Consider the following 18653-nt stretch of genomic DNA (forward strand, 5'->3'; position numbering starts at 1 on the left):
ATGACGGGGGAGAGCGGGTGTCAGAGCCGAGCAATGCAAAAAGCCCGCTATCAAGCGGGCTTTTCAAATCTGGTGCGTCCTAGTGGATTCGAACCACCGACCCCCACCATGTCAAGGTGATGCTCTAACCAGCTGAGCTAAGGACGCAGGGTGCGCAAGGCGACTTTGTGTGTCATTGCAGGGGAGTGGTGGGTTTAATTGGATTCGAACCAACGACCCCTACCATGTCAAGGTAGTGCTCTAACCAACTGAGCTATAAACCCACATCTGTGTTCAACCGGATTCGAACCAACGACATTGCCTACGCCATGTCAAAGTACTGTTCTAACCGACTGAGCTATAAACCCACATCAAATTCATATCTGCAATTTATTCAAACTGTTATGGTGCGTCCTAGTGGATTCGAACCACCGACCCCCACCATGTCAAGGTGATGCTCTAACCAGCTGAGCTAAGGACGCATAACAGGGTTTCGTGATGGTGCGTCCTAGTGGATTCGAACCACCGACCCCCACCATGTCAAGGTGGTGCTCTAACCAGCTGAGCTAAGGACGCATCACGAAAAGTGGTGGGTTTAATTGGATTCGAACCAACGACCCCTACCATGTCAAGGTAGTGCTCTAACCAACTGAGCTATAAACCCACTTCATAAACCGGGTTGAAAACCCGTTTTATCCCGCCAGCACTGCTGGCGTGGTCGGCATACTACCCATGGCCCCCAAGGCTGTCAACAAGGGACATGCACAAAGGAGACTGTTTGCCCAGTTCTTGTGCAGCCTGTTGATTTTACAGGCGAGCCGTCCCAAAAGTGCGGCTCCCCGTGCCCCTGGCCGCGCCCTATTGCGCCCGGGAGAGGGCGGTGCAGGCCGCGGGGCTGGCGAAGCGGCCGTAGATGACGCGCAGCCGTGCGCCCAGCATCAGGGCGGCGGAGGTGAGACCGACGATGAAGCCTATCCAGAAGCCCTGCGGGCCCATGCGCGGTACCACCCAGTCGGTCAGCCCCAGGATCATGCCGGTGGGCAGACCCAGCCCCCAATAGGCGACGATGGTGACGTAGAAGATGGCCTGGGTATCCTTGTAACCGCGCAGGGCTGCCGCGGCCACCACCTGTACCGAATCGGAGATCTGGTAGATGGCGGCGAAGAAGAGCAGGGTGGCGGCGAGGCCGATCACCTGCAGGTCGTCGGTGTAGATCCCCGCGATGGGGTCGCGCAGCAGCACGGTGAGGGCGGCGGTCGCGGCGGCGACGCCCATGCCCAGCATCAGGCCGGTGCGGGCGGCGACCCTGGCCTGATCCGGTTGACCTTCCCCTATGTTGTGACCGACCCGGATGGTCACACCGACACCAATGGACAGGGGCAGCATGAAGACCAGGCTGGAGAAGTTGAGCGCAATCTGGTGACTCGCCACCGTCTCCGCGCCGAAGGGGGCCAGCATCAGGGCGACCACGGTAAACAGGGTCACCTCGCAGAAGATGGCCATGGCGATGGGAAACCCCAGGCGGAACAGGCGCCAGATCCGGCTGCCGTTGGGGCGTGCCAGCTGGGCGAACAGGTTGATGCGCTTGAAGTGGGCAGAACACTTCACATAGACGATCATCGCCAGCAGCATGGCCCAGAGCACGATGGCAGTGGCCACGCCGCAGCCGACGCCGCCGAGTTTCGGCATACCGAAGTGGCCGTGAATGAAGATGTAGTTGGCGGGGATGTTGACCGCAAGCCCCACGAAACCGATCACCATGGTCGGCATGGTGTGGGAGAGCCCCTCACTGAAGTTGCGCAGCACCTGGAACATCACGAAGGCGGGCAGGCCCCACAGGATGGCGTGCAGGTAGCCGGCAGTCTTGGCCGCCATGACGGGATCCACGTCCATGAATTGCAGTGCCAGGGGGCTGAAGTAGAGTGCCACCATGGCGATGGGCGTGACGATGAGGGCGAGCCAGAAGCCCTGGTGCACGGCGGGGCGCACCTCGTCCTGCTTGCGGGCGCCGTTGAGCTGGGAAACGATGGGGGTGAGGGCCATGATGATGCCCTGCACCAGCAAGATGATCGGCAGCCAGAAGCTGGACGCCACCGACACGGCGGCAAGATCCACGGCGCTCACCTGTCCCGCCATCACGGTATCGACGAAGTTCATGGCGATCTGGGCCACCTGGGCGACCAGAATGGGGCTGGCTAGACGAACGAGCTGCTTCGCCTCGGACCAATAACGTTGCACTGACACCTCCGAGTGGATCAGATAAAAGAGAAAGAGCGGGCAAGAGAGATGGGCTTTTGCCTCCTCGTCCTGAGGAGACAAAATGCGGGGGTGTCATTCTAGCCTGAAAAACCGCCAACGGGGAAGGTCGGCGGCAGATTTGTAGCCGGGATCAGGCGTCTTCGTGATCGCTGATCAGCAGATTGGCCGCGGCATAGGCCGCCTGCTCGCGCAGATCCGCCGGTACCCGCTCGTCGGAGGCCACGGCGTTGAGCGCCCGTATGCTGGCGGCAATGGCCTGGGGCACATAACCCTGCTCACCGGAGCCAATCTGGTTGTAGGCGATGCGAATGGCTTCACAGCATTGATATACCTGCATTTTTGTTTCCTCGTTCAGTCTGGATTGATTGGGGTCACTATAGCGATCGCGCCTCTCCTTGTCAGCCGGCACCCTTGTCTTGCAAGGTGGCCGGGGGTAACCTGCCGACAATTTTCACAGCCTGGAGAGACTCATGTTCACCGGCATCGTACAAGGGACCGCCGAACTGGTGGCCATCGATTCACTGCCCAATTTTCGCACCCACGTGATCCGCATGCCGAGCCCGGCCTGGGGCGAGGGGCTGGCCCTGGGGGCCTCGGTGGCCCACAACGGCTGCTGCCTGACCGTCACCCGGGTGGAGGGGGAGCTGGTCAGCTTCGATCTGATGCAGGAGACCCTGCGCCTCACCAACCTTGGGCAACTGGTGGTGGGTGACAAGGTCAACGTGGAGCGGGCCGCCCGCTTTGGGGACGAGATTGGCGGCCATGCCATGTCCGGCCACATCATGGGGACGGCCGAGGTGACCTCGGTCATCGACATCCCCAACAACCGCCAGGTGTGGTATCGCCTCGATCCTGCGCTCATGAAGTACGTGCTGACCAAGGGCTACATCGGCATCGACGGCATCAGCCTCACCGTGGGCGAGGTGCGCGCCAGCGAGTTCTGCGTCAACCTGATCCCCGAGACCCTGGCCCGCACCAACCTGGGCTGGGTCAAGGCCGGCTGGCGGACCAACATCGAGATTGACCCCCAGACCCAGGCCATCGTCGACACGGTGGAGCGAGTGCTGGCGGCGCGCCAGTAACCACCTGAGCGCTGCCCCCAGGGTTCGAAGAGGAGGGCGGCATCACGGGAAAGGCGCCCTCTTGTGGAAGAGGCGCCGCCCCAGGGCCTTGGAGACTTCTCTGTATGTTTGTCGTGACATTGACCTATGTGAAACCGCTGGCGGAGATCGATGCCCTGATCCCGGCCCACATTGCGTGGCTGGAGCGGCAGTATGCCGCAGGCCATTTTCTGGCATCCGGGCGTCGGGTACCCCGGATCGGGGGGGTCATACTGGCGCAGGGCGTGAGCCGAGACGCCCTGGAGGCGATGCTGGCAGAGGATCCCTTCAAGCAGGCAGAGGCGGCCGATTATCAGGTGGTGGAGTTTGTTCCGACCATGACGTCGGCGAAGGCGGCGTGCTTGAGGGAGGCGTGATCCAGCCTGACGATGGCACCAGAACAAACGGGACCCACAGGGTCCCGTTTGTTTTTGTCTGTGTCTGGACAGGGGGATTCAGAACAGCTGCTCGTCGTCGGCATCCACGAAGAGTTGCAGGCAGTCACGGGCTTCATCCCGGTGCAGACGCAGGTGGATGGGGTTGCAGCAGGCCATGCAATCCTCGTAGAACTCCTGATCCCCCTGGCTGGCATCCAGCTCGACCCGGGTGTGGTGGCCGCAGTGGGGGCAGACGATACGCTTGCTGGTGTATTCGATCATGGTGACCTCCTCGGGCCCGTGGGCCGTCTCTGTGCTCCTGCTGATTCTAGTCGCCACAAGGCGGCGCAACCGCGAGCAAGCGCACGTTTATGAGCGGGCTCAAGGGAGGCAGGAGGTCAGTCCGTGCTGCCTACTTGACCCAGCCGGCCAGCATCTCTGCGTTCAGCTCGGCAAGAGAGCGCAGTTCGTGGTTGGCGATGGCCAGACGGGGATCGCCGACCAGCGCCGGGTCCGGCACGATCAGCGCCGTCATGGAGGCTGCCTTGGCTGCCAGCAGGCCGGTGAAGCTGTCCTCGATGGCGAGACAGTGCACAGGCTCGACGCCGAGCTTCTCGGCGGCGTGGATATAGACATCCGGGTGGGGTTTGCCAAAGCGCTCCACCTCGGCGGAGTGGACCGCCATGAAACGGTCCTGGATACCGAGTTTGCCGAGCACCGCCTCGACCATGGCAAACGGGGAGGAGGTGGCGAGCCCGATCTTGAGCCCTTGGGCCTCGATGAGGTCGAGCGCTTCCAGCACCCCGGCCTTGGGCTGCCCCTCTTGCAGGATGAGCGCGATCACCTGATCCAGAATACGCTGTACCACTTCTTCCTGGCTGGGGCTGCTCCAGGGGCGGATCCGGTACCAGTGGGCCACCAGCTGATCGATGCGCACCCCTATGGTGGAGTTGCAATCTTCCTCGGTGTGGAAGTGGCCCAGTTCGGCGAAGACGGCCATCTGTGCCCGTTGCCAGAAGGGTTCCGAGTCGATCAGAACACCATCCATATCGAAGATCACGGCAGTTAACATCTTGTACTCCTGACATAGGTGAAGGGGGGATTATAAGCCCGGTGCTTCAATGGGAAAGGGGCAGTCACCTGCCCCTTGCGCCGGATCACGCAGATAAACGTTTGTTTTTGCGTGGTAAAGCGAATTGCCTAGAACAGTACTTCTACCCGGGCTGCCACCGTCTTGGCCTGCTCCACGGCTTCCTGGCAATTCTGCCCACGGGCGAGCGCCACCCCGAGGCGACGACGACCGGCGATCTCCGGCTTGCCAAAGAGACGCAGCTGGGCACCCGGCACCAGGGCCAGTGCCTCGCCAATCCCCTGATAGCGGATATCCTGGCTGTGGCCTTCCCGCAGCACCACGGCAGAGGCGCTCGGGCCGTACTGGGTGATGGTGCCGACGGGCAGCCCCAGGATGGCGCGCACGTGCAGGGCGAACTCGGAGAGATCCTGGGAGATCAGGGTCACCATGCCGGTGTCGTGGGGGCGGGGGGAGACTTCGCTGAACCACACCTCGTCACCCCTGATGAAGAGCTCGACCCCGAACAGACCGTAGCCGCCAAGGGCTTCGACCACCTTGGCCGCCACCTCCTTGGAGCGGGCCAGGGCCAGCTCGCTCATGGCCTGGGGCTGCCAGGATTCGCGGTAGTCGCCATCCTCCTGACGATGGCCGATAGGCTCGCAGAAGTGGATGCCATCGACCGCGCGCACCGTGAGCAGGGTGATCTCGTACTCGAAAGGAACGAAGCCTTCGACAATCACCTTGCCACGACCGGCACGGCCCCCCTCCTGGGCATAGGTCCAGCTTTCATCCAGCCTGGCGAGATCGCGCAGCAGGCTCTGCCCCTTGCCGGAGGAGCTCATCACCGGTTTGACCACGCAGGGGAGGCCGATGGCCTCGACGGCGGCCACAAACTCCTCCTTGCTCTGGGCAAAGCGGTAGGCAGAGGTGGGCAGCCCCAGGGTTTCGGCGGCGAGGCGACGGATCCCCTCCCGGTTCATGGTGAGCTGGGTGGCGCGGGCATTGGGCACCACCTTGACCCCTTCCTGCTCGAGGGCGGCCAGGGTGTCGGTGGCGATGGCTTCAATCTCGGGGATGATGAGGTCGGGCTTGACCTCGGCCACCAGGGCGCGCAGGGCGGCACCATCCAGCATGTCCAGCACGCGGGCCTGGTGGGCCACCTGCATGGCGGGGGCGTTGGCATAGCGGTCGGCGGCGATCACCTCGATACCGAGCCGCTGCAGCTCGATGGCGACCTCCTTGCCGAGTTCGCCTGATCCCAGCAGCAGGGCGCGGGTCGCAGTGGGGCGGGTGGCGGTTCCAAACATCTGATCTCTCCTGAGGTCGGTGGTCAGCAGGGCTGATCCGGGTGAGCAAAAAAAGAGGCACGCATGGCGTACCTCAGGAAGTGGGTGGGTGGGCGCGCTGCTCCAGATGGGTGAGCAGGGTGATGGCGCCGATGATGATGGCCGCCCCCAGCCACAAGCGACCGGGGGGCGCCCAGCCAAATACCAGCCAGCCGGCCAGCACGTTCATGGGCAGCTTGGCAAAATCAAAAGGTTGCACGAAGGAGGCCTCCGCCACGCTGTAGGCGCGGGCGATGGACATCTGGGCCAGTGCCGACAGTACGCCCGAGGCGGCCACCAGCAGCCACTGGGTTTCGCTCGGCCACTGCCATTCAGGGATCGCCAGCATGGCGTTGAACGGGGTGCTGAAGACGAGCAGGTAGACGACGATGGTGTGGGACGACTCGCTGGCTGCCTGATAGCGCACCAGCAAGGAGTAGCCGGCCCAGAAGAGGGCGGCCGCCACCGGCAGCAGGGAGGCCAGGGTGAAGTCGTCGGTCCAGGGTGCCAGGATCAGCATGGCGCCCACAAACCCCGCCAGGGTCGCGAAAATGCGGGCCCGGCTCACTTGCTCTTTGAGAAAGAGGGCTGATCCCAGGGTGGCAAACAGGGGGGAGGTCATCAAGAGCGCGATTCCCTGCCAGATGGGGACGGGGACCGCCAGGGCCCAGAGCCAAAACTGGATGCCGGTCACCGCAAGGGCGACCCGCAGCAGGTGCAGGCGCAGCTGGTTCGTCATCAGGGACTGGCGCAGACCGTGGCGCACCAGCCAGGGCAGCAGGCAGACCAGGGCGATCAGATATTGGTGAAAGGCGACCTGGGTCGAGGGGAGGCCGAGCGTGAAGCTGACATACTGGCTCAGGCTGTTGACGGCGGCGAAGCAGAGGCCTGCCACCATCATCCAGACGGCGCCGGCAAAGGGGGAGTGCCTGCGGGAGGAGGTCATGAGATCCGGATCACGTACAAAAAGTGCGGCGGATCATAACGGCAATCGTTTGTCATGCCAAGGGTGTGGAGTTTGATGAGCCCCTCTCTGCCGAGGAAATGCACAGGCATCAAATTTTTTGAATGACTTGAGCATCTATTTTCGCTATCAGGCTTTAATGCCAGTCTTTATAGTGACCTCCATCGACAGCCTGGCTGTTCAATTGACAATCAAATGGAGTTTCACCATGGCCAATATCCTCGTTCTGAAGTCCAGCATCCTGGGCCAGTATTCCCAATCCAACGCCCTGATCGACGGCTACCTGGCCGAGCGCCAGGGTGACACCATCCAGGTACGCGATCTGGCGACCCTGAACCTGCCGGTGCTGGACGGCGAGCTGGCCATGGGCCTGCGTGGTGGCGAGAACCTGAACGAGCGTCAGCAAGCGGTGCTGGCCCAGTCCGACGAGCTGGTCGCCGAGCTCAAGGCGAGCGATCTGGTGATCATCGCGGCCCCCATGTACAACTTCAACATCCCGACCCAGCTGAAAAACTGGATCGATCTGGTGGCCCGTGCCGGCGTAACCTTCCGTTACACCGAGACCGGTCCGGTCGGCCTGGTGGAGAACACCCGCGCCCTGGTGGTCAGCCCCCGTGGCGGGATGCACGTGGGCAATGCCACCGACCTGGTGACCCCCTACATGCGTACCGTGCTGGGCTTCATCGGCATCAACGAAGTGGACTTCATCTATGCCGAAGGCATGGGCATGGGGCCGGAGGCGCAAGCCAAGGGGATCGAGCAGGCCAAGGAGCAGCTGGAAACCCTGGCTTACTGATGCCACTCGGGGTCTTGGCCCCCAGTATCCTGAAACAACAACGCAGCCCTCAGGCTGCGTTGTTGTTTTTGGGCAGGCATCACGCTCTGGCGTCGTTATTCGCGCAGGAAGTGGCGGCAGCCGCTGCCGACCATCAGAAAGACCGCCACCAGGGAGGCCAGCAGCAGGGTGGTGAGCCACTGCTCGGCGCTGCTGGGGACCTGGGGGAGGAAGAGGCTGATCACCAGCAATGTGCAGAGGGTGATCAGGCTGGTTGGTCGAATGAGGCGCATCATGGGTCATCCTTGGCTGCAGGTGGTGAACGAGAGGCTAACCGCGGTCTGTGACAACAAGATGTATCCATACCTCATGCGAACATCAACGGACCGGGTAGCCACCACCTTAGCAGCTTTTGCCGACGGAGCCAGCGGCATGGGTCGGGTTGTGATCCGGATCCCTATCTGAACTGCTTCTGATCTTCCTGATAGTGAAAATCGCCACTGGCCAGCCTGGCAACCAGGGCCTCTTGATCGAGATCCTGCGCCCGGCAGAGATCATCGAGATCCTCGTAGTGATCACGCAGCTGCATGTTGACCAGGCTCAGCAGCATGTTGACATCCATGGTGGCAAAGTTGTTCAGCTTCATGAGGGTTGCTCGTTGTCCAGCAGGTGAAGTTGTTCGATGGCATCGCTGACGCTCTGCAGGTGCAGGCGAATGCTCTGGCGCGCCTCGGCCGGCAGATAGTCGGTGAGGGTGTGCTGCCAGCTTCCCGCCTCCGTCTTGAGCTGCTGGAACAGGGTGAGCCCCGCCGGGGTGAAGGAGACCAGGCTGATGCGCTTGTCCTGCACGCTGTTCTCGGTGAACAGGATGCCTTTCTCCACCAGACGATGGATCTCGCGGGAGATCCGTACCTTGTCCATGCCGCTCGCCTCCACCAGCTCCTTCTGGCTGATGGGGTAGTGGGGGCCGAGCACCATCATCAGGCGCCACTGGGGCACGGTGAGTTGGTACCGCTGCTGATAAAACTGTTCAAAGGTATCGCGCACCATCTCAGCGGCGTGAACCAGCTGATAAGGAGGGTAGTGCGCGAGCAGCTCAATGATCTTCGACATATGACATCCTGCTGTGGCGGCTGCATCGGGTGCAGTTTCTCTTGATACTTTGGCCTTGATGATACGTAACACAGGGGCATTTGTCTGACCAGTCACCAGAAAAATGTGCGTTTGCGCACGTGTTCTGTCATCGAATCGGCAATTGGGGTCTCAACTGGCCTGCTTGCCCGCACTCTTTCGCAGCCATATCAAGGCGTTGTGGGTCAGCCAGGCCTCGCGACTCTGCAAGGCGTAGAGCGCCGCCTCGTCACGGCTGCCTCCCTGCCAGCGGCGAGGCTCCTGCTTGGGCAAGCGGCGCTGGCCCAGCAAAGTGGCGGGCACATGGGGATTGACCCCCATTGCCGCCGCCAGATGAGGGCGCGCCGCCGCTTCCCCTTCGCAGACAAAGCTCATCAAGGCCTTGTTGTAGAGCAGCCAGCAGGAGGCTTCATCAAAGCGCACCAGCAGTTGTTGCAGGGCATCCCACTCCCCTTGCCAGGCATAGAGGGTGGAGAGGGGGTGGCGGCAAGCGGGCTCGTCGGCGCGGCAGAGTGCGAGCAGGGCCAGGTACTCATCCCGAGCCTGCCCAAGCTGCCCAAGTCGCAGCAGGCAATCGGCTCGACCGGCCCTGGCCGCGATCAGAGGGCGTGCCTCGGGGACCTGCCAGCCATGGCCCGCGTGGGCTTGCCAGAATGCCTCATCGAACAGGAGGTTGGCATCGGCAATGATGCGCTCGAACCAGCCAAGGCGAGGGAGGGGATCGCGGCTCTCTGCCGCCAGCTCGAACCACTGCTGCCACTGGCGAGTCTGCTCGTTGTCCAGGGACGGGCTCTCTTCAGGCTCGGCCTCGTAGTGATCCTGGCCGAGCAGTAGGTTGAGGGCCGTCTTCATCTGCTGGCGTTGACGCTTGCAAAAATCGAGGAAGGGGAGCTCGCTGGCCGCAGCCTGGTGCAGCATCATGGCCATGGGCTTGTCGCGAAACAGGCAGAGCTCGGCCACCAGGCTGAAGCGATGGCGGGTCGCCGGATCGTTCAGGTCGGTCGGCGCCGGCCAGCAGGCCACCCCCTGACTGAAGCCATAGCTCCATTGGCCCAGAGGATGGCGCTTGTCAAACACCTGCTCCGGGTTGTCGGTAGAGAGGCGACACTGGCTCGGCAGGGCCAGCTGCGCGTCGTCGGCCTGGGCTTCCAGCTCGGCGATCAGGTGATGCAGCGCCTCGGCACTCTTCTCGTCCAGCGCTGCATCATGAGGCAGCAGGCCGGCCAGCGGATCTTGCCAGTCGGGGGCAACGGGCCCCGTCAGACGGGCGCACAGGAAGCCGTGCAGGGCGGGGTAACTCATCTCCTGCTGGCTGTGGGTCTGGATCCATTGATTGAGATGACGGGTACGAGTGGCTGGGTTCATCGACGCTTCCTCTGGATTTGACGGCCGCGAAGTCTACCTAAAAGTGGGGTTATTTGCAGCAAAGGGGGAACTGAATGCTGCTAATATCGTCAATCTGGCCACCCGGGAGCGGGAAAAGAGGTCAGACACAGGGGGGAGGGGCTAGGTCCTGCTGCCGCTCTGGGGTAACATGCGCGCCTGCATGACATAAACCGGCCCCGTCCTCTCTCATCCGACGGCGGCGATGCACCTCTATATGACGGGTCTTCCATGAGATGGGCCCATCCGGATATTGAAAGAAGAGATCACCATGTTACAGATTGGCAAGATGAACACCCTGACCGTCGTCGAGATTGAGGAGCGCGGCGCCTGGCTGGCGGCGGGGGAATACGGCGAGCTGCTGCTGCCCAGGCGCCAGTTGCCGGAAGGCGTCGCCGAGGAGAGCGAGGTGTCCGTCTTCCTCTATCTGGATGCTGATTGCGAACCGGTGATCACCACCGACAAGCCCTTCGCCATGGTGGGGGACATCGTCGGTCTCAAGGTGGTCAACGCCAACAAGATTGGTGCTTTCCTCGACTGGGGCATGAAGAAGGATCTCTTCGTACCAAGCCGCGAGCAGAACAAGCCGATGCAGGTGGGCCATGTCTATCTGGTGCATCTGATGCTGGACAACGAAGGGCGCATGGTCGGCACCAGCCGTCTGGAGCGCTTCCTGCGCATCGACCCTCCTTTCAAGAGCGGTGACGAGGTGACGGTGCTGCCGGGGGAACACACTCCCCTTGGCATCAAGGCCGTGGTCAATGGCCAGTACGCCGGCATGCTGTTCAAGAACGAGGTGTTCGGCCGCGTGATGACGGGCCGACCGCTGACCGCCTGGGTCAAGCAGGTGCGCGAAGATGGCAAGCTGGACCTGACCCTGCAAAAGCCGGGGCTGGCCCGGATGGATGACGCCGGTGCGCGCATCCTGCTGCGTCTGCAAAAGCAGGGGGGCAGCCTTGCGGTGGGAGACAAGAGCGATCCTGACGTCATCTACAAGATGTTCAGCATGAGCAAGGGCACCTTCAAGAAAGCGATCGGCGGCCTCTACAAGCAGGGCAAGATCGTCATCGAGGAGCACAGCATCCGCCTCGTGGGCTCCGACACGCCGGCAGGGGACGAATAAGGTGCCGAGTCCCTGCATCGGTGACTGCCGGGCCAAGGAGGGGCTCTGTCTCGGTTGTGGCCGCACCCTGACCGAGATAGGCCAGTGGTCCGTCATGGACAGCGAGGCCCAGCTGGCCCGCATGGCCGAGCTCGATGGCTCGAAGAGCACTCATGCCTGCCCGGGCTGCGGCGAGCCGGCGTTCTGCGCCGTGTCGGCGGGGGAACCCATCGAGCGCTGCTGGTGCAACCAGCTTCCCGCGTTGCCCATGAGCGATGCCAGCGCCTGCTGGTGTCGCCGCTGTCTGGCCAAGGCCATCGCGGCACGCCCCTGACTCGGGCATCGCAAAAAACGAAAAAGGCGCCTGGGGCGCCTTTTCTTATGCCTGTTGCTGGCGGTGCCAGCGGATATGCACGTCGTGCTCGCTCTGATCCCGGGGGAGCAGGAAGGTGGCGTAGATCACCTCGAACTCGTCCTGATGATCCAGCAAGCCGACCCAGACCTCGGCCCAACGTGCCATGTCCACCGGCTCGCCGAGTTCGGTTGACCAGTCGGCATTGGGCAGGGTTGCCTCCACCGCGCCACGTTGCTCGAACTCGAGGGTGATGTCGACGATTTGTTCGGGGGCCAGCATGTCGGCGGCCTGCTCCAGAAACTGATCATAGGCCCACTCGACCAGCTGATCCGGGCTACGTTGTTCCATGAAATCACTCCAGATACGTCCAGGTTCGCCACTTTAACAAGTATTGGGATGGGCAGCCAGCCCGGGGGCGGTGACGCCGTGCTGTCAAATGGCGGGATCAGGGGATAAGGTTAACAGAGCCGCCAGCAGGGGCGGCGTGACGGGGCGGCCTGGCAAGATGAAGCGACGACAGTACAGAAGGCAGATCAAGCGGCGGCGCGAAACCTGGTGGTGGCACTATCTGCCCCTTCATCGGGAAACCGTTGGCGGCCATCTGGGACCCGCCTCTGATCCGCAGGATGACGCTACTCTGTGCCGTGTACCCGGTTCAGGGTGACTTGCCCGAGTTGACCCATCTGACGACGGATCCAGGCCGAGCGCTGTTGCACATAGGGTGAGGGGGGCTTGACCCGATAACGCCAGGGATTGGGCAGGGCGGCGGCGAGCAGGGAGGCCTCGTAACGGGTGAGGCGTATCGCCGGTTTGCCGAAGTAGTGCCTGGCGGCCGCCTCGGCGCCATAGATGCCGGGTCCGAACTCCACGATGTTGAGATACACCTCGAGAATGCGGGACTTGTCCCAGCCCAGCTCCATCAACAGGGTGAACCAGGCCTCTATCCCCTTGCGCAGGAAGCTGCGATCGCTCCACATGAAGAGGTTTTTGGCGGTCTGCTGGCTGAGGGTGCTGGCACCGCGCACCCGCCCGCTTTGCTGGTTGTGCCTGAGGGCCGAGCTGATGGCGTCCATGTCAAAGCCGTGATGTTCGGCAAAGCGCTGATCCTCGGCGGCGATCACCGCCAGTTGCAGCTCCCGGGAAATCTGCTCAAGCGGCACCCAGTCGTGCTTCACCTCGGCCACCTTGGCAGGGGGAAACAGGGCGCGTTCGAGGCGCCAGGTCCACATGGGGGGGTCGATGAAGCGCAGCAGCGCGACCGAGACGATGGTGCTCGCAAAGGCGGCCAGCAGCAGCTTGCCGAGCCAGCCCAGCAGTCGCCGTCTGCGTGAAGGCCTCACGGGCGCGGGCCCGCCGTCCCAGTCATAGTGGCCAGGATCATCGGGATCCGGAATTATTGGGGCAGCCATTCGATGTGGCAGAACTTCTCGTCGACGCGGCGGGAGAGCAGCATGCGGGCAAACAGGTGCTCGTACTCTTCTTGTTCGTTGCCAAGGCCGACCCAGATCTCGGCATAGTCGGCGTCGCTCACCTCAAATCCCACGTCGGCCGCCCAGTCGTCGGCGGGATCGGTCTCCGCCAGCAGGCCGCGGTCGTTGAACTCCTGATTGAAGCGGACGATCTCCTGCTCGGGCAGGTTGTCGGAGGCCAGCTCCATGAAGAGTTCGAGGGCGGTGTCGAGCAGTTCCTCGACGCTGTGCATTTCGTCATTCAAAGACATAAGAGCCGTGTTCCAGATAAGGGGGGAGGGAAAGTCCGTCGGCAGCGCCTCGGGGTGCGCGGTATTCTAGCTGGCCCTGATGCCCTTGGCGAGATGCCGGGACGCCAGGCATTAAAAAACCGGATCCTGGGAAAGGATCCGGTCTTCATTGGGGGAAGGGGTCGCGCATGGTGCGTCAGCTCATCCCTTCTTCTGGTCGTCGGCGAAGGTGATGTTGAGCTCCAGCACCGACAACTCGTCACTCTTCTGATCAAGCTGGACGGTGATCTTGTCCGGGTCGATCTGCACGTATTTGCGGATCACGTCGAGGATGTCCTGCTTGAGCTGGGGCAGGTAATCCGGCCCCCCTCTGGATGAACGCTCGTGAGCCACGATGATCTGCAACCGCTCTTTGGCCAGTTGTGCGGTGTTCTGTTTCTTGTTGGAACGAAAATAATCCAATAATGACATGCTTAACTCCCGAACAGTCGGCTAAAGAAGCCCTTCTTCTCTTCTTCCAGAAAACGGAAATCCTTGGTGTCACCCAGCAGACGGGCGACGGCGTCCTCGTAGGCCTGACCGGCATCGGACTCCTTGTCCAGAATGACCGGCTCGCCGGAGTTGGAGGCGCGCAGCACCGCCTGGGACTCCGGGATCACCCCGAGCAGTTTGATGGCCAGGATCTCCTGTACGTCCTGCACGCTCAGCATGTCGCCGCGGTTGACGCGGGTCGGGCAGTAGCGGGTCAGCAGCAGGTGCTCCTTGATGGGATCCTCACCGCGCTCGGCACGGCGGGACTTGGAGGCCAGGATACCGAGGATGCGATCCGAGTCACGCACGGAAGAGACTTCCGGGTTGGTGGTGACGATGGCCTCGTCGGCGAAATAGAGCGCCATCAGGGCGCCGGATTCGATACCGGCGGGGGAGTCGCAGACGATGTAGTCAAACTGCATCTCCGCCAGCTGATCCAGGATCTTCTCCACCCCTTCACGGGTCAGGGCATCCTTGTCCCGGGTCTGGGAGGCGGGCAGGATGAACAGGTTTTCGCAACGCTTGTCCTTGATGAGGGCCTGGTTGAGGTTGGCTTCCCCGTTGATGACGTTGACGAAGTCATAGACCACGCGCCGCTCGCAACCCATGATGAGGTCCAGGTTTCTCAGACCAATGTCAAAATCGATGACCACGGTCTTGTGGCCACGCTGGGCCAGACCGGTGCTCAGTGCCGCGCTGGTTGTCGTCTTGCCAACGCCACCCTTGCCCGATGTAACGACTATGATTCGCGCCATTCTCGCTTCCTTGTAACTCTATTTGATTCGGTCTATACGAAGTTGTTCATTGTCGAGCCGGATATGGACCGGCTCTTGTATCACGCCTGCAGGCAATGCATCGCTGAGCTGGAAGGTGCCCGCGATGGAGAGCAGCTCGGCCTGCAATTGCTGGCAATAAATGCGGGCCTTGGGATTGCCCTTGGCCCCTGCGATGGCTCGGCCACGCAGGGCACCATAAACATGGATGCTGTCATCGGCGATGACTTCGGCGCCAGGGCTCACCGAGCCCAGCACCACCAGCGAGGTGCCGGCTGCATAGATCTGCTGACCGGAGCGCACCGGGCCCACGTGGACCTTGCTTGCCTCCACGGGCGCTGGCACCGGGGGAACCGGTGCGGCCTCCACTGGCTTGGACTCAGGTACTGGCGGCGTCGGCTCAGGTTCTGCCTTGCGGCTCTTGCCTGACACCATGACGGCGAGGCCTGCCGCCTTGGCGGCCGTCTTCATCGCCTCGTCCCGCGCCCCCGTGATCCCGACCAGCACGAAGTCTTCCGACTCGACCAGCTCCCTGAGTTGTTCGAAATCGGGGATCGCCTCGAGACGTTCCACATTGAGGACGAGGGGGGCACAATTAAAAAACTGGGGGGCCTGCGCGACCTTGGCCTCCAGCAGTTGTCGGATCCGGGCCGGATTGCCATCGCTGAGATGCAACACAGAAATAGTGAAGGTGGTCCCTTTCAATTCGTTATCGCGTTCAACCATGAATCTTCCCCGAACCGAGACGGTAATACGTTATTGTTATTCAATTCCTGATGTTATAGTTTGCCACCACCAGAGGCAATAAACCCGTCGGATTATATCAATTTCCATGTTGTGTGCAGTCTATAAAAGTCGCAAAAAAGCCGAGACCTATCTCTTTATTGAACGAAGAGAGGACTTTTCCCGCGTTCCCGAGGTGCTGATGAGTACCTTCGGGCGTCCCGAACTGGTCCTGATGACCAAACTGGACCCGGCCAAGCCCCTGGGGCTGGCCTCCACGGAGCGGGTGATGGCCGCCCTGAAGAGCCAGGGCTTTTATCTGCAGGTGCCACCGCCACCGGAAAACCTGCTGGAGCAGCACAAGGCGCAATTAAAGGACGCACGATGAGGGCGGGGCGGCTGGCACTGCTGTTGTCAGGCGCCCTGTCGGGATCGCCGGTGCAGGCCGGCCCCGATTTTGACCAGTACGTGGCGAGCCTCAAAGAGCAGGCGCTGGCGGCGGGCATGTTGCCCGAGACGGTGAGTGCGGCCTTTGCGGATGTACATCTTGTCGATGCTGCCATCAGGCACGACAAAAATCAGCCGGAATTCAAACTGACCCTGGACACATATATTCCCCGGGCGGTGCCGGAATGGAAAGTCAAGCAAGCCCAAACCTTATATCGCCAGCATTTGCCGCTGCTCACAAAAATAGGCCGGGAATATGGGGTTCAACCCCGCTTTATTGTTGCCTTGTGGGGAATTGAAACCAATTTCGGCAAAATAACCGGCCATTATCCCCTTATCTCTTCTCTCTCGACCCTGGCCTGGGACGGTCGCCGTGAAGCCTTCTTCAAAGGCGAGTTGTTCGATGCCCTGCGCATTCTGGAGCAGGGACATGTGAACCCCGCCAACTTCAAGGGATCCTGGGCGGGGGCCATGGGACAGGTGCAGTTCATGCCCTCGTCATTCCTGCGATACGCGGTGGATCAGGACGGGGACGGCAAGAAGGATCTCTGGGGCAATCTGGCGGATGTATTTGGATCGGCTGCCAATTATCTGAGCCAGAACGGCTGGCGTGAAGACCAGACCTGGGGACGGCGGGTGAGGGTGCCCGAGGCGCTCGATCCGGCGCTGCTGGGGCTTGAGACCCGCAAGTCCCTGGCGACCTGGCAGGCCCTCGGGGTTCGCCAGCAGGACGGCTCACCTCTGCCTGCGGTCGACATGCAGGCCTCCCTCATCCGCCCCGACGATATTCACGGGCGAAGCTACCTTGCCTATGACAATTACCGGGTACTGCGTCACTGGAATCGCTCCCCCTATTTCGTGGTGGCCGTCGGCACCCTGGCCGATCGCATCGTGAAATAGCTCTCCCCCGTTATCCTGTCACGGCGAACGGGTGGAGGTGATATGCCCGTCTCTTTTTATCCCTTGTCGGCCTCCCTTTATCCACGAACGCTGCCCTTTAAATCGCGACCAAAAAAAAAGCGGGAATATATCCCGCTTTTTTCATGTCATCGCGACTCGGCGTTAGTCGCAGGCAACCTGCATCACCTTGATGGCCAGGCCACCGCGGGAGGTCTCGCGGTACTTGGAGTCCATGTCCTTGCCGGTGATGTACATGGTCTCGATCACCTTGTCCAGCGACACGCGCGGCTTGGAGGTGCGACGCAGGGCCATGCGGGAGGCGTTGACCGCCTTCATGGCGGCGATGGCGTTGCGCTCGATGCAGGGTACCTGTACCTGGCCGGCCACCGGGTCGCAGGTCAGACCCAGGTTGTGTTCCATGCCGATCTCGGCGGCTTCACAGACGTGCTCAGGGCTGCCGCCCATCAGCTCGGTCAGGCCGGCGGCGGCCATGGAGCAGGAGACGCCCACTTCACCCTGGCAGCCCACTTCGGCCCCGGAGATGGACGCGTTCATCTTGTAGAGCATGCCGACGGCGGCAGCGGCCAGATAGAAGCGGGTGTACTCGTCGCGGCCTACCGGCTGGATGAACTTGTCGTAGTAGGCCAGCACCGCCGGGATGATGCCGGCGGCACCGTTGGTCGGCGCAGTGACGACGCGGCCACCGGCGGCGTTCTCTTCACTCACCGCCAGGGCGAACATGTTGACCCAGTCCACGATGTTCATGGGATCGTTGGAGAGGTTCTCGTTGGTGGTCAGCTGGCGGTAGAGCGGCGCGGCGCGGCGCGGTACGCGCAGCGGGCCGGAGAGGACGCCCTCGGTGCGGCAGCCGCGCTCGATCCCTTCCCGCATGGTGGTCCAGATCTTGCCAAGCTTCTTGTAGATCTCTTCCGGGGTGTTGAAGCACTTCTCGTTTTCCATCATCAGGGCGGAGATGGAGAGACCGCTCTGGCTGCAGTGGGCGATGAGCTCGGCGGCACTCTTGAAGGGATAGCTGACGGACATGTCGCCGCTGTCACCCTTGCCAAAGTTCTCTTCGTCGACGATGAAGCCACCGCCGATGGAGTAGTAGGTCTTGCTGTAGACGGCCTCATCTTCGATGAAGGCGGTCAGCCTCATGCCGTTTTCGTGCAGGGGCAGGGCCTCGTCATGGAAGATCATGGCGCCCTTGGGGAAGCTGACAGTGTGGCAGTGCAGGCCGATGGGCAGACGACCGGTCTGCTCCACGCGGGAGATGAATTCGGGGATGGCGTCGATGTCGACGTTCTCCGGCAGGTTGCCCGCCAGACCCATGATGATGGCGGTATCCGTGTGGTGGCCTTTGCCGGTCCAGGAGAGTGAGCCATAGACATCGACCTGGATCCGGGTGATGTCACGGATCTTGCCGCCAGCACGCAGTTCATCCACGAACTGTTTGGCTGCCTTCATGGGGCCGACAGTGTGGGAAGAGGAGGGGCCAACACCGATTTTGAAGATATCAAAAACGCTGATCATGTAACAATTACCTCAGGGTAGAAGGGGGCGCCATGCCCACTCGCAGAAAAGGGATCCATGGGACGGGTCTGTCGTCACAAAGGCCAGGGAACCGGATAACCACAGTGTAACGGTTCAATGCCTAAAAAAAGTTGAAACAGATCTATTTTTGTTGAATTCGTGGCGCGAGTATAAAATTTATTTTGATGGTTATCCATTTTGTTAAGCGCCAGACAAACGTTTTGC

General features: G+C 61.7%; 24 protein-coding genes and 5 tRNA genes. 7 read left to right on the top strand and 22 right to left on the bottom strand.

What is annotated here, in order from left to right:
• Positions 1-70: 70 nt before the first annotated feature.
• The 7 genes from AB5Y51_RS13120 to AB5Y51_RS13150 form a co-directional block, all read right to left on the bottom strand.
• Positions 71-147, bottom strand: a tRNA-Val gene (locus tag AB5Y51_RS13120).
• A gap of 39 nt (positions 148-186) precedes the next feature.
• Positions 187-263, bottom strand: a tRNA-Val gene (locus AB5Y51_RS13125).
• A gap of 121 nt (positions 264-384) precedes the next feature.
• Positions 385-461: transfer RNA gene (locus AB5Y51_RS13130), tRNA-Val, on the bottom strand.
• Between the two features lie 17 nt (positions 462-478).
• Positions 479-555: transfer RNA gene (locus AB5Y51_RS13135), tRNA-Val, on the bottom strand.
• 11 nt (positions 556-566) lie between these two features.
• A tRNA-Val gene (locus AB5Y51_RS13140) sits at positions 567-643 on the bottom strand.
• A gap of 194 nt (positions 644-837) precedes the next feature.
• A complete protein-coding gene (locus tag AB5Y51_RS13145) occupies positions 838-2217 on the bottom strand; it encodes an MATE family efflux transporter (RefSeq protein WP_029314480.1) in 1380 nt (459 codons plus the stop codon).
• Between the two features lie 151 nt (positions 2218-2368).
• Complete coding sequence (locus tag AB5Y51_RS13150) at positions 2369-2575, bottom strand: YaeP family protein (protein WP_010674629.1); 207 nt, start codon at positions 2573-2575, stop codon at positions 2369-2371.
• A 133-nt stretch (positions 2576-2708) separates the two neighbouring features.
• On the opposite strand from AB5Y51_RS13150, the gene AB5Y51_RS13155 reads away from it, so the two are divergent.
• Both AB5Y51_RS13155 and AB5Y51_RS13160 read left to right on the top strand, forming a co-directional pair.
• Positions 2709-3320, top strand: a complete 612-nt coding sequence (locus tag AB5Y51_RS13155; RefSeq protein WP_368178568.1) for a riboflavin synthase subunit alpha — start codon at positions 2709-2711, stop codon at positions 3318-3320.
• Positions 3321-3424: 104 nt separating this feature from the next.
• Entirely contained in the window at positions 3425-3715 is a 291-nt protein-coding gene (locus tag AB5Y51_RS13160) for a YciI family protein (protein WP_324033570.1), read from the top strand.
• A 78-nt stretch (positions 3716-3793) separates the two neighbouring features.
• Here AB5Y51_RS13160 and AB5Y51_RS13165 read toward each other — a convergent pair whose 3' ends face one another.
• The 4 genes from AB5Y51_RS13165 to AB5Y51_RS13180 all read right to left on the bottom strand — a co-directional run bounded on the left by AB5Y51_RS13165 (position 3794) and on the right by AB5Y51_RS13180 (position 7058).
• Positions 3794-3997: a CPXCG motif-containing cysteine-rich protein gene (locus tag AB5Y51_RS13165; protein WP_005336871.1), complete on the bottom strand. Its 204-nt coding sequence runs from the start codon at positions 3995-3997 to the stop codon at positions 3794-3796.
• 130 nt (positions 3998-4127) lie between these two features.
• Positions 4128-4787, bottom strand: coding sequence for a hexitol phosphatase HxpB (gene hxpB / locus AB5Y51_RS13170; RefSeq protein WP_010674632.1), 660 nt, complete (start codon positions 4785-4787; stop codon positions 4128-4130).
• A gap of 128 nt (positions 4788-4915) precedes the next feature.
• Positions 4916-6094: a formate-dependent phosphoribosylglycinamide formyltransferase gene (gene purT / locus AB5Y51_RS13175; protein ID WP_368178569.1), complete on the bottom strand. Its 1179-nt coding sequence runs from the start codon at positions 6092-6094 to the stop codon at positions 4916-4918.
• A gap of 73 nt (positions 6095-6167) precedes the next feature.
• Positions 6168-7058: a DMT family transporter gene (locus AB5Y51_RS13180; protein ID WP_323890629.1), complete on the bottom strand. Its 891-nt coding sequence runs from the start codon at positions 7056-7058 to the stop codon at positions 6168-6170.
• 226 nt (positions 7059-7284) lie between these two features.
• Between AB5Y51_RS13180 and AB5Y51_RS13185 the strand changes: the two genes are divergently transcribed.
• The gene (locus AB5Y51_RS13185) at positions 7285-7872 is read left to right on the top strand and encodes an FMN-dependent NADH-azoreductase (protein WP_039039094.1); all 588 of its coding nucleotides are present in this window, start codon (positions 7285-7287) and stop codon (positions 7870-7872) included.
• Positions 7873-7967: 95 nt separating this feature from the next.
• On the opposite strand, the gene AB5Y51_RS13190 is transcribed toward AB5Y51_RS13185, so the two are convergent.
• From AB5Y51_RS13190 to AB5Y51_RS13205, 4 genes are all read right to left on the bottom strand, one after another.
• Positions 7968-8147 (bottom strand): hypothetical protein, encoded by a 180-nt coding sequence (locus tag AB5Y51_RS13190; protein ID WP_041215220.1) that lies wholly within the window; start codon positions 8145-8147, stop codon positions 7968-7970.
• Between the two features lie 161 nt (positions 8148-8308).
• On the bottom strand, positions 8309-8497 hold the full coding sequence (locus AB5Y51_RS13195) for a DUF4250 domain-containing protein (RefSeq protein ID WP_010674638.1): 189 nt from the start codon (positions 8495-8497) through the stop codon (positions 8309-8311).
• Complete coding sequence (locus tag AB5Y51_RS13200; RefSeq protein ID WP_010674639.1) at positions 8494-8964, bottom strand: MarR family winged helix-turn-helix transcriptional regulator; 471 nt, start codon at positions 8962-8964, stop codon at positions 8494-8496. Before AB5Y51_RS13200 ends, AB5Y51_RS13195 begins: the two co-directional genes overlap by 4 nt.
• Before the next feature lie 150 nt (positions 8965-9114).
• The gene (locus tag AB5Y51_RS13205; protein WP_039039097.1) at positions 9115-10347 is read right to left on the bottom strand and encodes a UPF0149 family protein; all 1233 of its coding nucleotides are present in this window, start codon (positions 10345-10347) and stop codon (positions 9115-9117) included.
• A 271-nt stretch (positions 10348-10618) separates the two neighbouring features.
• Here AB5Y51_RS13205 and AB5Y51_RS13210 point away from each other — a divergent pair, with 271 nt between their 5' ends.
• Together AB5Y51_RS13210 and AB5Y51_RS13215 are read left to right on the top strand one after the other, a co-directional pair.
• Positions 10619-11488: a S1 RNA-binding domain-containing protein gene (locus AB5Y51_RS13210; protein WP_042014378.1), complete on the top strand. Its 870-nt coding sequence runs from the start codon at positions 10619-10621 to the stop codon at positions 11486-11488.
• A 1-nt stretch (position 11489) separates the two neighbouring features.
• Complete coding sequence (locus AB5Y51_RS13215; protein WP_125117254.1) at positions 11490-11801, top strand: DUF1289 domain-containing protein; 312 nt, start codon at positions 11490-11492, stop codon at positions 11799-11801.
• Positions 11802-11846: 45 nt separating this feature from the next.
• Here the strand turns inward: AB5Y51_RS13215 and AB5Y51_RS13220 are convergent, their stop codons facing one another.
• From AB5Y51_RS13220 to minC, 6 genes are all read right to left on the bottom strand, one after another.
• Positions 11847-12170 (bottom strand): HI1450 family dsDNA-mimic protein, encoded by a 324-nt coding sequence (locus AB5Y51_RS13220; protein ID WP_010674643.1) that lies wholly within the window; start codon positions 12168-12170, stop codon positions 11847-11849.
• A 284-nt stretch (positions 12171-12454) separates the two neighbouring features.
• Positions 12455-13162 (bottom strand): monofunctional biosynthetic peptidoglycan transglycosylase, encoded by a 708-nt coding sequence (mtgA, locus tag AB5Y51_RS13225; protein WP_080767838.1) that lies wholly within the window; start codon positions 13160-13162, stop codon positions 12455-12457.
• A gap of 53 nt (positions 13163-13215) precedes the next feature.
• Positions 13216-13542 (bottom strand): HI1450 family dsDNA-mimic protein, encoded by a 327-nt coding sequence (locus AB5Y51_RS13230; protein ID WP_029314491.1) that lies wholly within the window; start codon positions 13540-13542, stop codon positions 13216-13218.
• Between the two features lie 180 nt (positions 13543-13722).
• Positions 13723-13992, bottom strand: coding sequence for a cell division topological specificity factor MinE (gene minE / locus AB5Y51_RS13235; RefSeq protein WP_010674646.1), 270 nt, complete (start codon positions 13990-13992; stop codon positions 13723-13725).
• A gap of 2 nt (positions 13993-13994) precedes the next feature.
• Complete coding sequence (minD, locus tag AB5Y51_RS13240; protein WP_010674647.1) at positions 13995-14807, bottom strand: septum site-determining protein MinD; 813 nt, start codon at positions 14805-14807, stop codon at positions 13995-13997.
• Positions 14808-14825: 18 nt separating this feature from the next.
• A complete protein-coding gene (gene minC, locus AB5Y51_RS13245; protein WP_042863824.1) occupies positions 14826-15551 on the bottom strand; it encodes a septum site-determining protein MinC in 726 nt (241 codons plus the stop codon).
• A gap of 106 nt (positions 15552-15657) precedes the next feature.
• On the opposite strand from minC, the gene AB5Y51_RS13250 reads away from it, so the two are divergent.
• On the top strand, positions 15658-15936 hold the full coding sequence (locus AB5Y51_RS13250) for a YcgL domain-containing protein (RefSeq protein WP_039039102.1): 279 nt from the start codon (positions 15658-15660) through the stop codon (positions 15934-15936).
• Positions 15933-16895, top strand: coding sequence for a lytic transglycosylase domain-containing protein (locus tag AB5Y51_RS13255; protein ID WP_368178570.1), 963 nt, complete (start codon positions 15933-15935; stop codon positions 16893-16895). The genes AB5Y51_RS13250 and AB5Y51_RS13255 overlap by 4 nt, the downstream gene beginning before the upstream one ends.
• 162 nt (positions 16896-17057) lie before the next feature.
• On the opposite strand, the gene AB5Y51_RS13260 is transcribed toward AB5Y51_RS13255, so the two are convergent.
• A complete protein-coding gene (locus AB5Y51_RS13260) occupies positions 17058-18428 on the bottom strand; it encodes an L-serine ammonia-lyase (RefSeq protein WP_319905277.1) in 1371 nt (456 codons plus the stop codon).
• Positions 18429-18653 lie beyond the last annotated feature (225 nt).

This window comes from Aeromonas sp. R7-1, assembly GCF_040908115.1.
Lineage (GTDB): Bacteria > Pseudomonadota > Gammaproteobacteria > Enterobacterales > Aeromonadaceae > Aeromonas > Aeromonas caviae.

Bases quoted from the DNA above. Each gene is read 5' to 3' on its own strand.
- AB5Y51_RS13150 (WP_010674629.1), bottom strand. From the start codon at position 2,575: ATGCAGGTATATCAATGCTGTGAAGCCATTCGCATCGCCTACAACCAG.
- AB5Y51_RS13155 (WP_368178568.1), top strand. From the start codon at position 2,709: ATGTTCACCGGCATCGTACAAGGGACCGCCGAACTGGTGGCCATCGAT.
- AB5Y51_RS13160 (WP_324033570.1), top strand. From the start codon at position 3,425: ATGTTTGTCGTGACATTGACCTATGTGAAACCGCTGGCGGAGATCGAT.
- AB5Y51_RS13165 (WP_005336871.1), bottom strand. From the start codon at position 3,997: ATGATCGAATACACCAGCAAGCGTATCGTCTGCCCCCACTGCGGCCAC.
- hxpB (WP_010674632.1), bottom strand. From the start codon at position 4,787: ATGTTAACTGCCGTGATCTTCGATATGGATGGTGTTCTGATCGACTCG.
- purT (WP_368178569.1), bottom strand. From the start codon at position 6,094: ATGTTTGGAACCGCCACCCGCCCCACTGCGACCCGCGCCCTGCTGCTG.
- AB5Y51_RS13180 (WP_323890629.1), bottom strand. From the start codon at position 7,058: ATGACCTCCTCCCGCAGGCACTCCCCCTTTGCCGGCGCCGTCTGGATG.
- AB5Y51_RS13185 (WP_039039094.1), top strand. From the start codon at position 7,285: ATGGCCAATATCCTCGTTCTGAAGTCCAGCATCCTGGGCCAGTATTCC.
- AB5Y51_RS13190 (WP_041215220.1), bottom strand. From the start codon at position 8,147: ATGATGCGCCTCATTCGACCAACCAGCCTGATCACCCTCTGCACATTG.
- AB5Y51_RS13195 (WP_010674638.1), bottom strand. From the start codon at position 8,497: ATGAAGCTGAACAACTTTGCCACCATGGATGTCAACATGCTGCTGAGC.
- AB5Y51_RS13200 (WP_010674639.1), bottom strand. From the start codon at position 8,964: ATGTCGAAGATCATTGAGCTGCTCGCGCACTACCCTCCTTATCAGCTG.
- AB5Y51_RS13205 (WP_039039097.1), bottom strand. From the start codon at position 10,347: ATGAACCCAGCCACTCGTACCCGTCATCTCAATCAATGGATCCAGACC.
- AB5Y51_RS13220 (WP_010674643.1), bottom strand. From the start codon at position 12,170: ATGGAACAACGTAGCCCGGATCAGCTGGTCGAGTGGGCCTATGATCAG.
- AB5Y51_RS13230 (WP_029314491.1), bottom strand. From the start codon at position 13,542: ATGTCTTTGAATGACGAAATGCACAGCGTCGAGGAACTGCTCGACACC.
- minE (WP_010674646.1), bottom strand. From the start codon at position 13,992: ATGTCATTATTGGATTATTTTCGTTCCAACAAGAAACAGAACACCGCA.
- minD (WP_010674647.1), bottom strand. From the start codon at position 14,807: ATGGCGCGAATCATAGTCGTTACATCGGGCAAGGGTGGCGTTGGCAAG.
- minC (WP_042863824.1), bottom strand. From the start codon at position 15,551: ATGGTTGAACGCGATAACGAATTGAAAGGGACCACCTTCACTATTTCT.
- AB5Y51_RS13250 (WP_039039102.1), top strand. From the start codon at position 15,658: ATGTTGTGTGCAGTCTATAAAAGTCGCAAAAAAGCCGAGACCTATCTC.
- AB5Y51_RS13255 (WP_368178570.1), top strand. From the start codon at position 15,933: ATGAGGGCGGGGCGGCTGGCACTGCTGTTGTCAGGCGCCCTGTCGGGA.
- AB5Y51_RS13260 (WP_319905277.1), bottom strand. From the start codon at position 18,428: ATGATCAGCGTTTTTGATATCTTCAAAATCGGTGTTGGCCCCTCCTCT.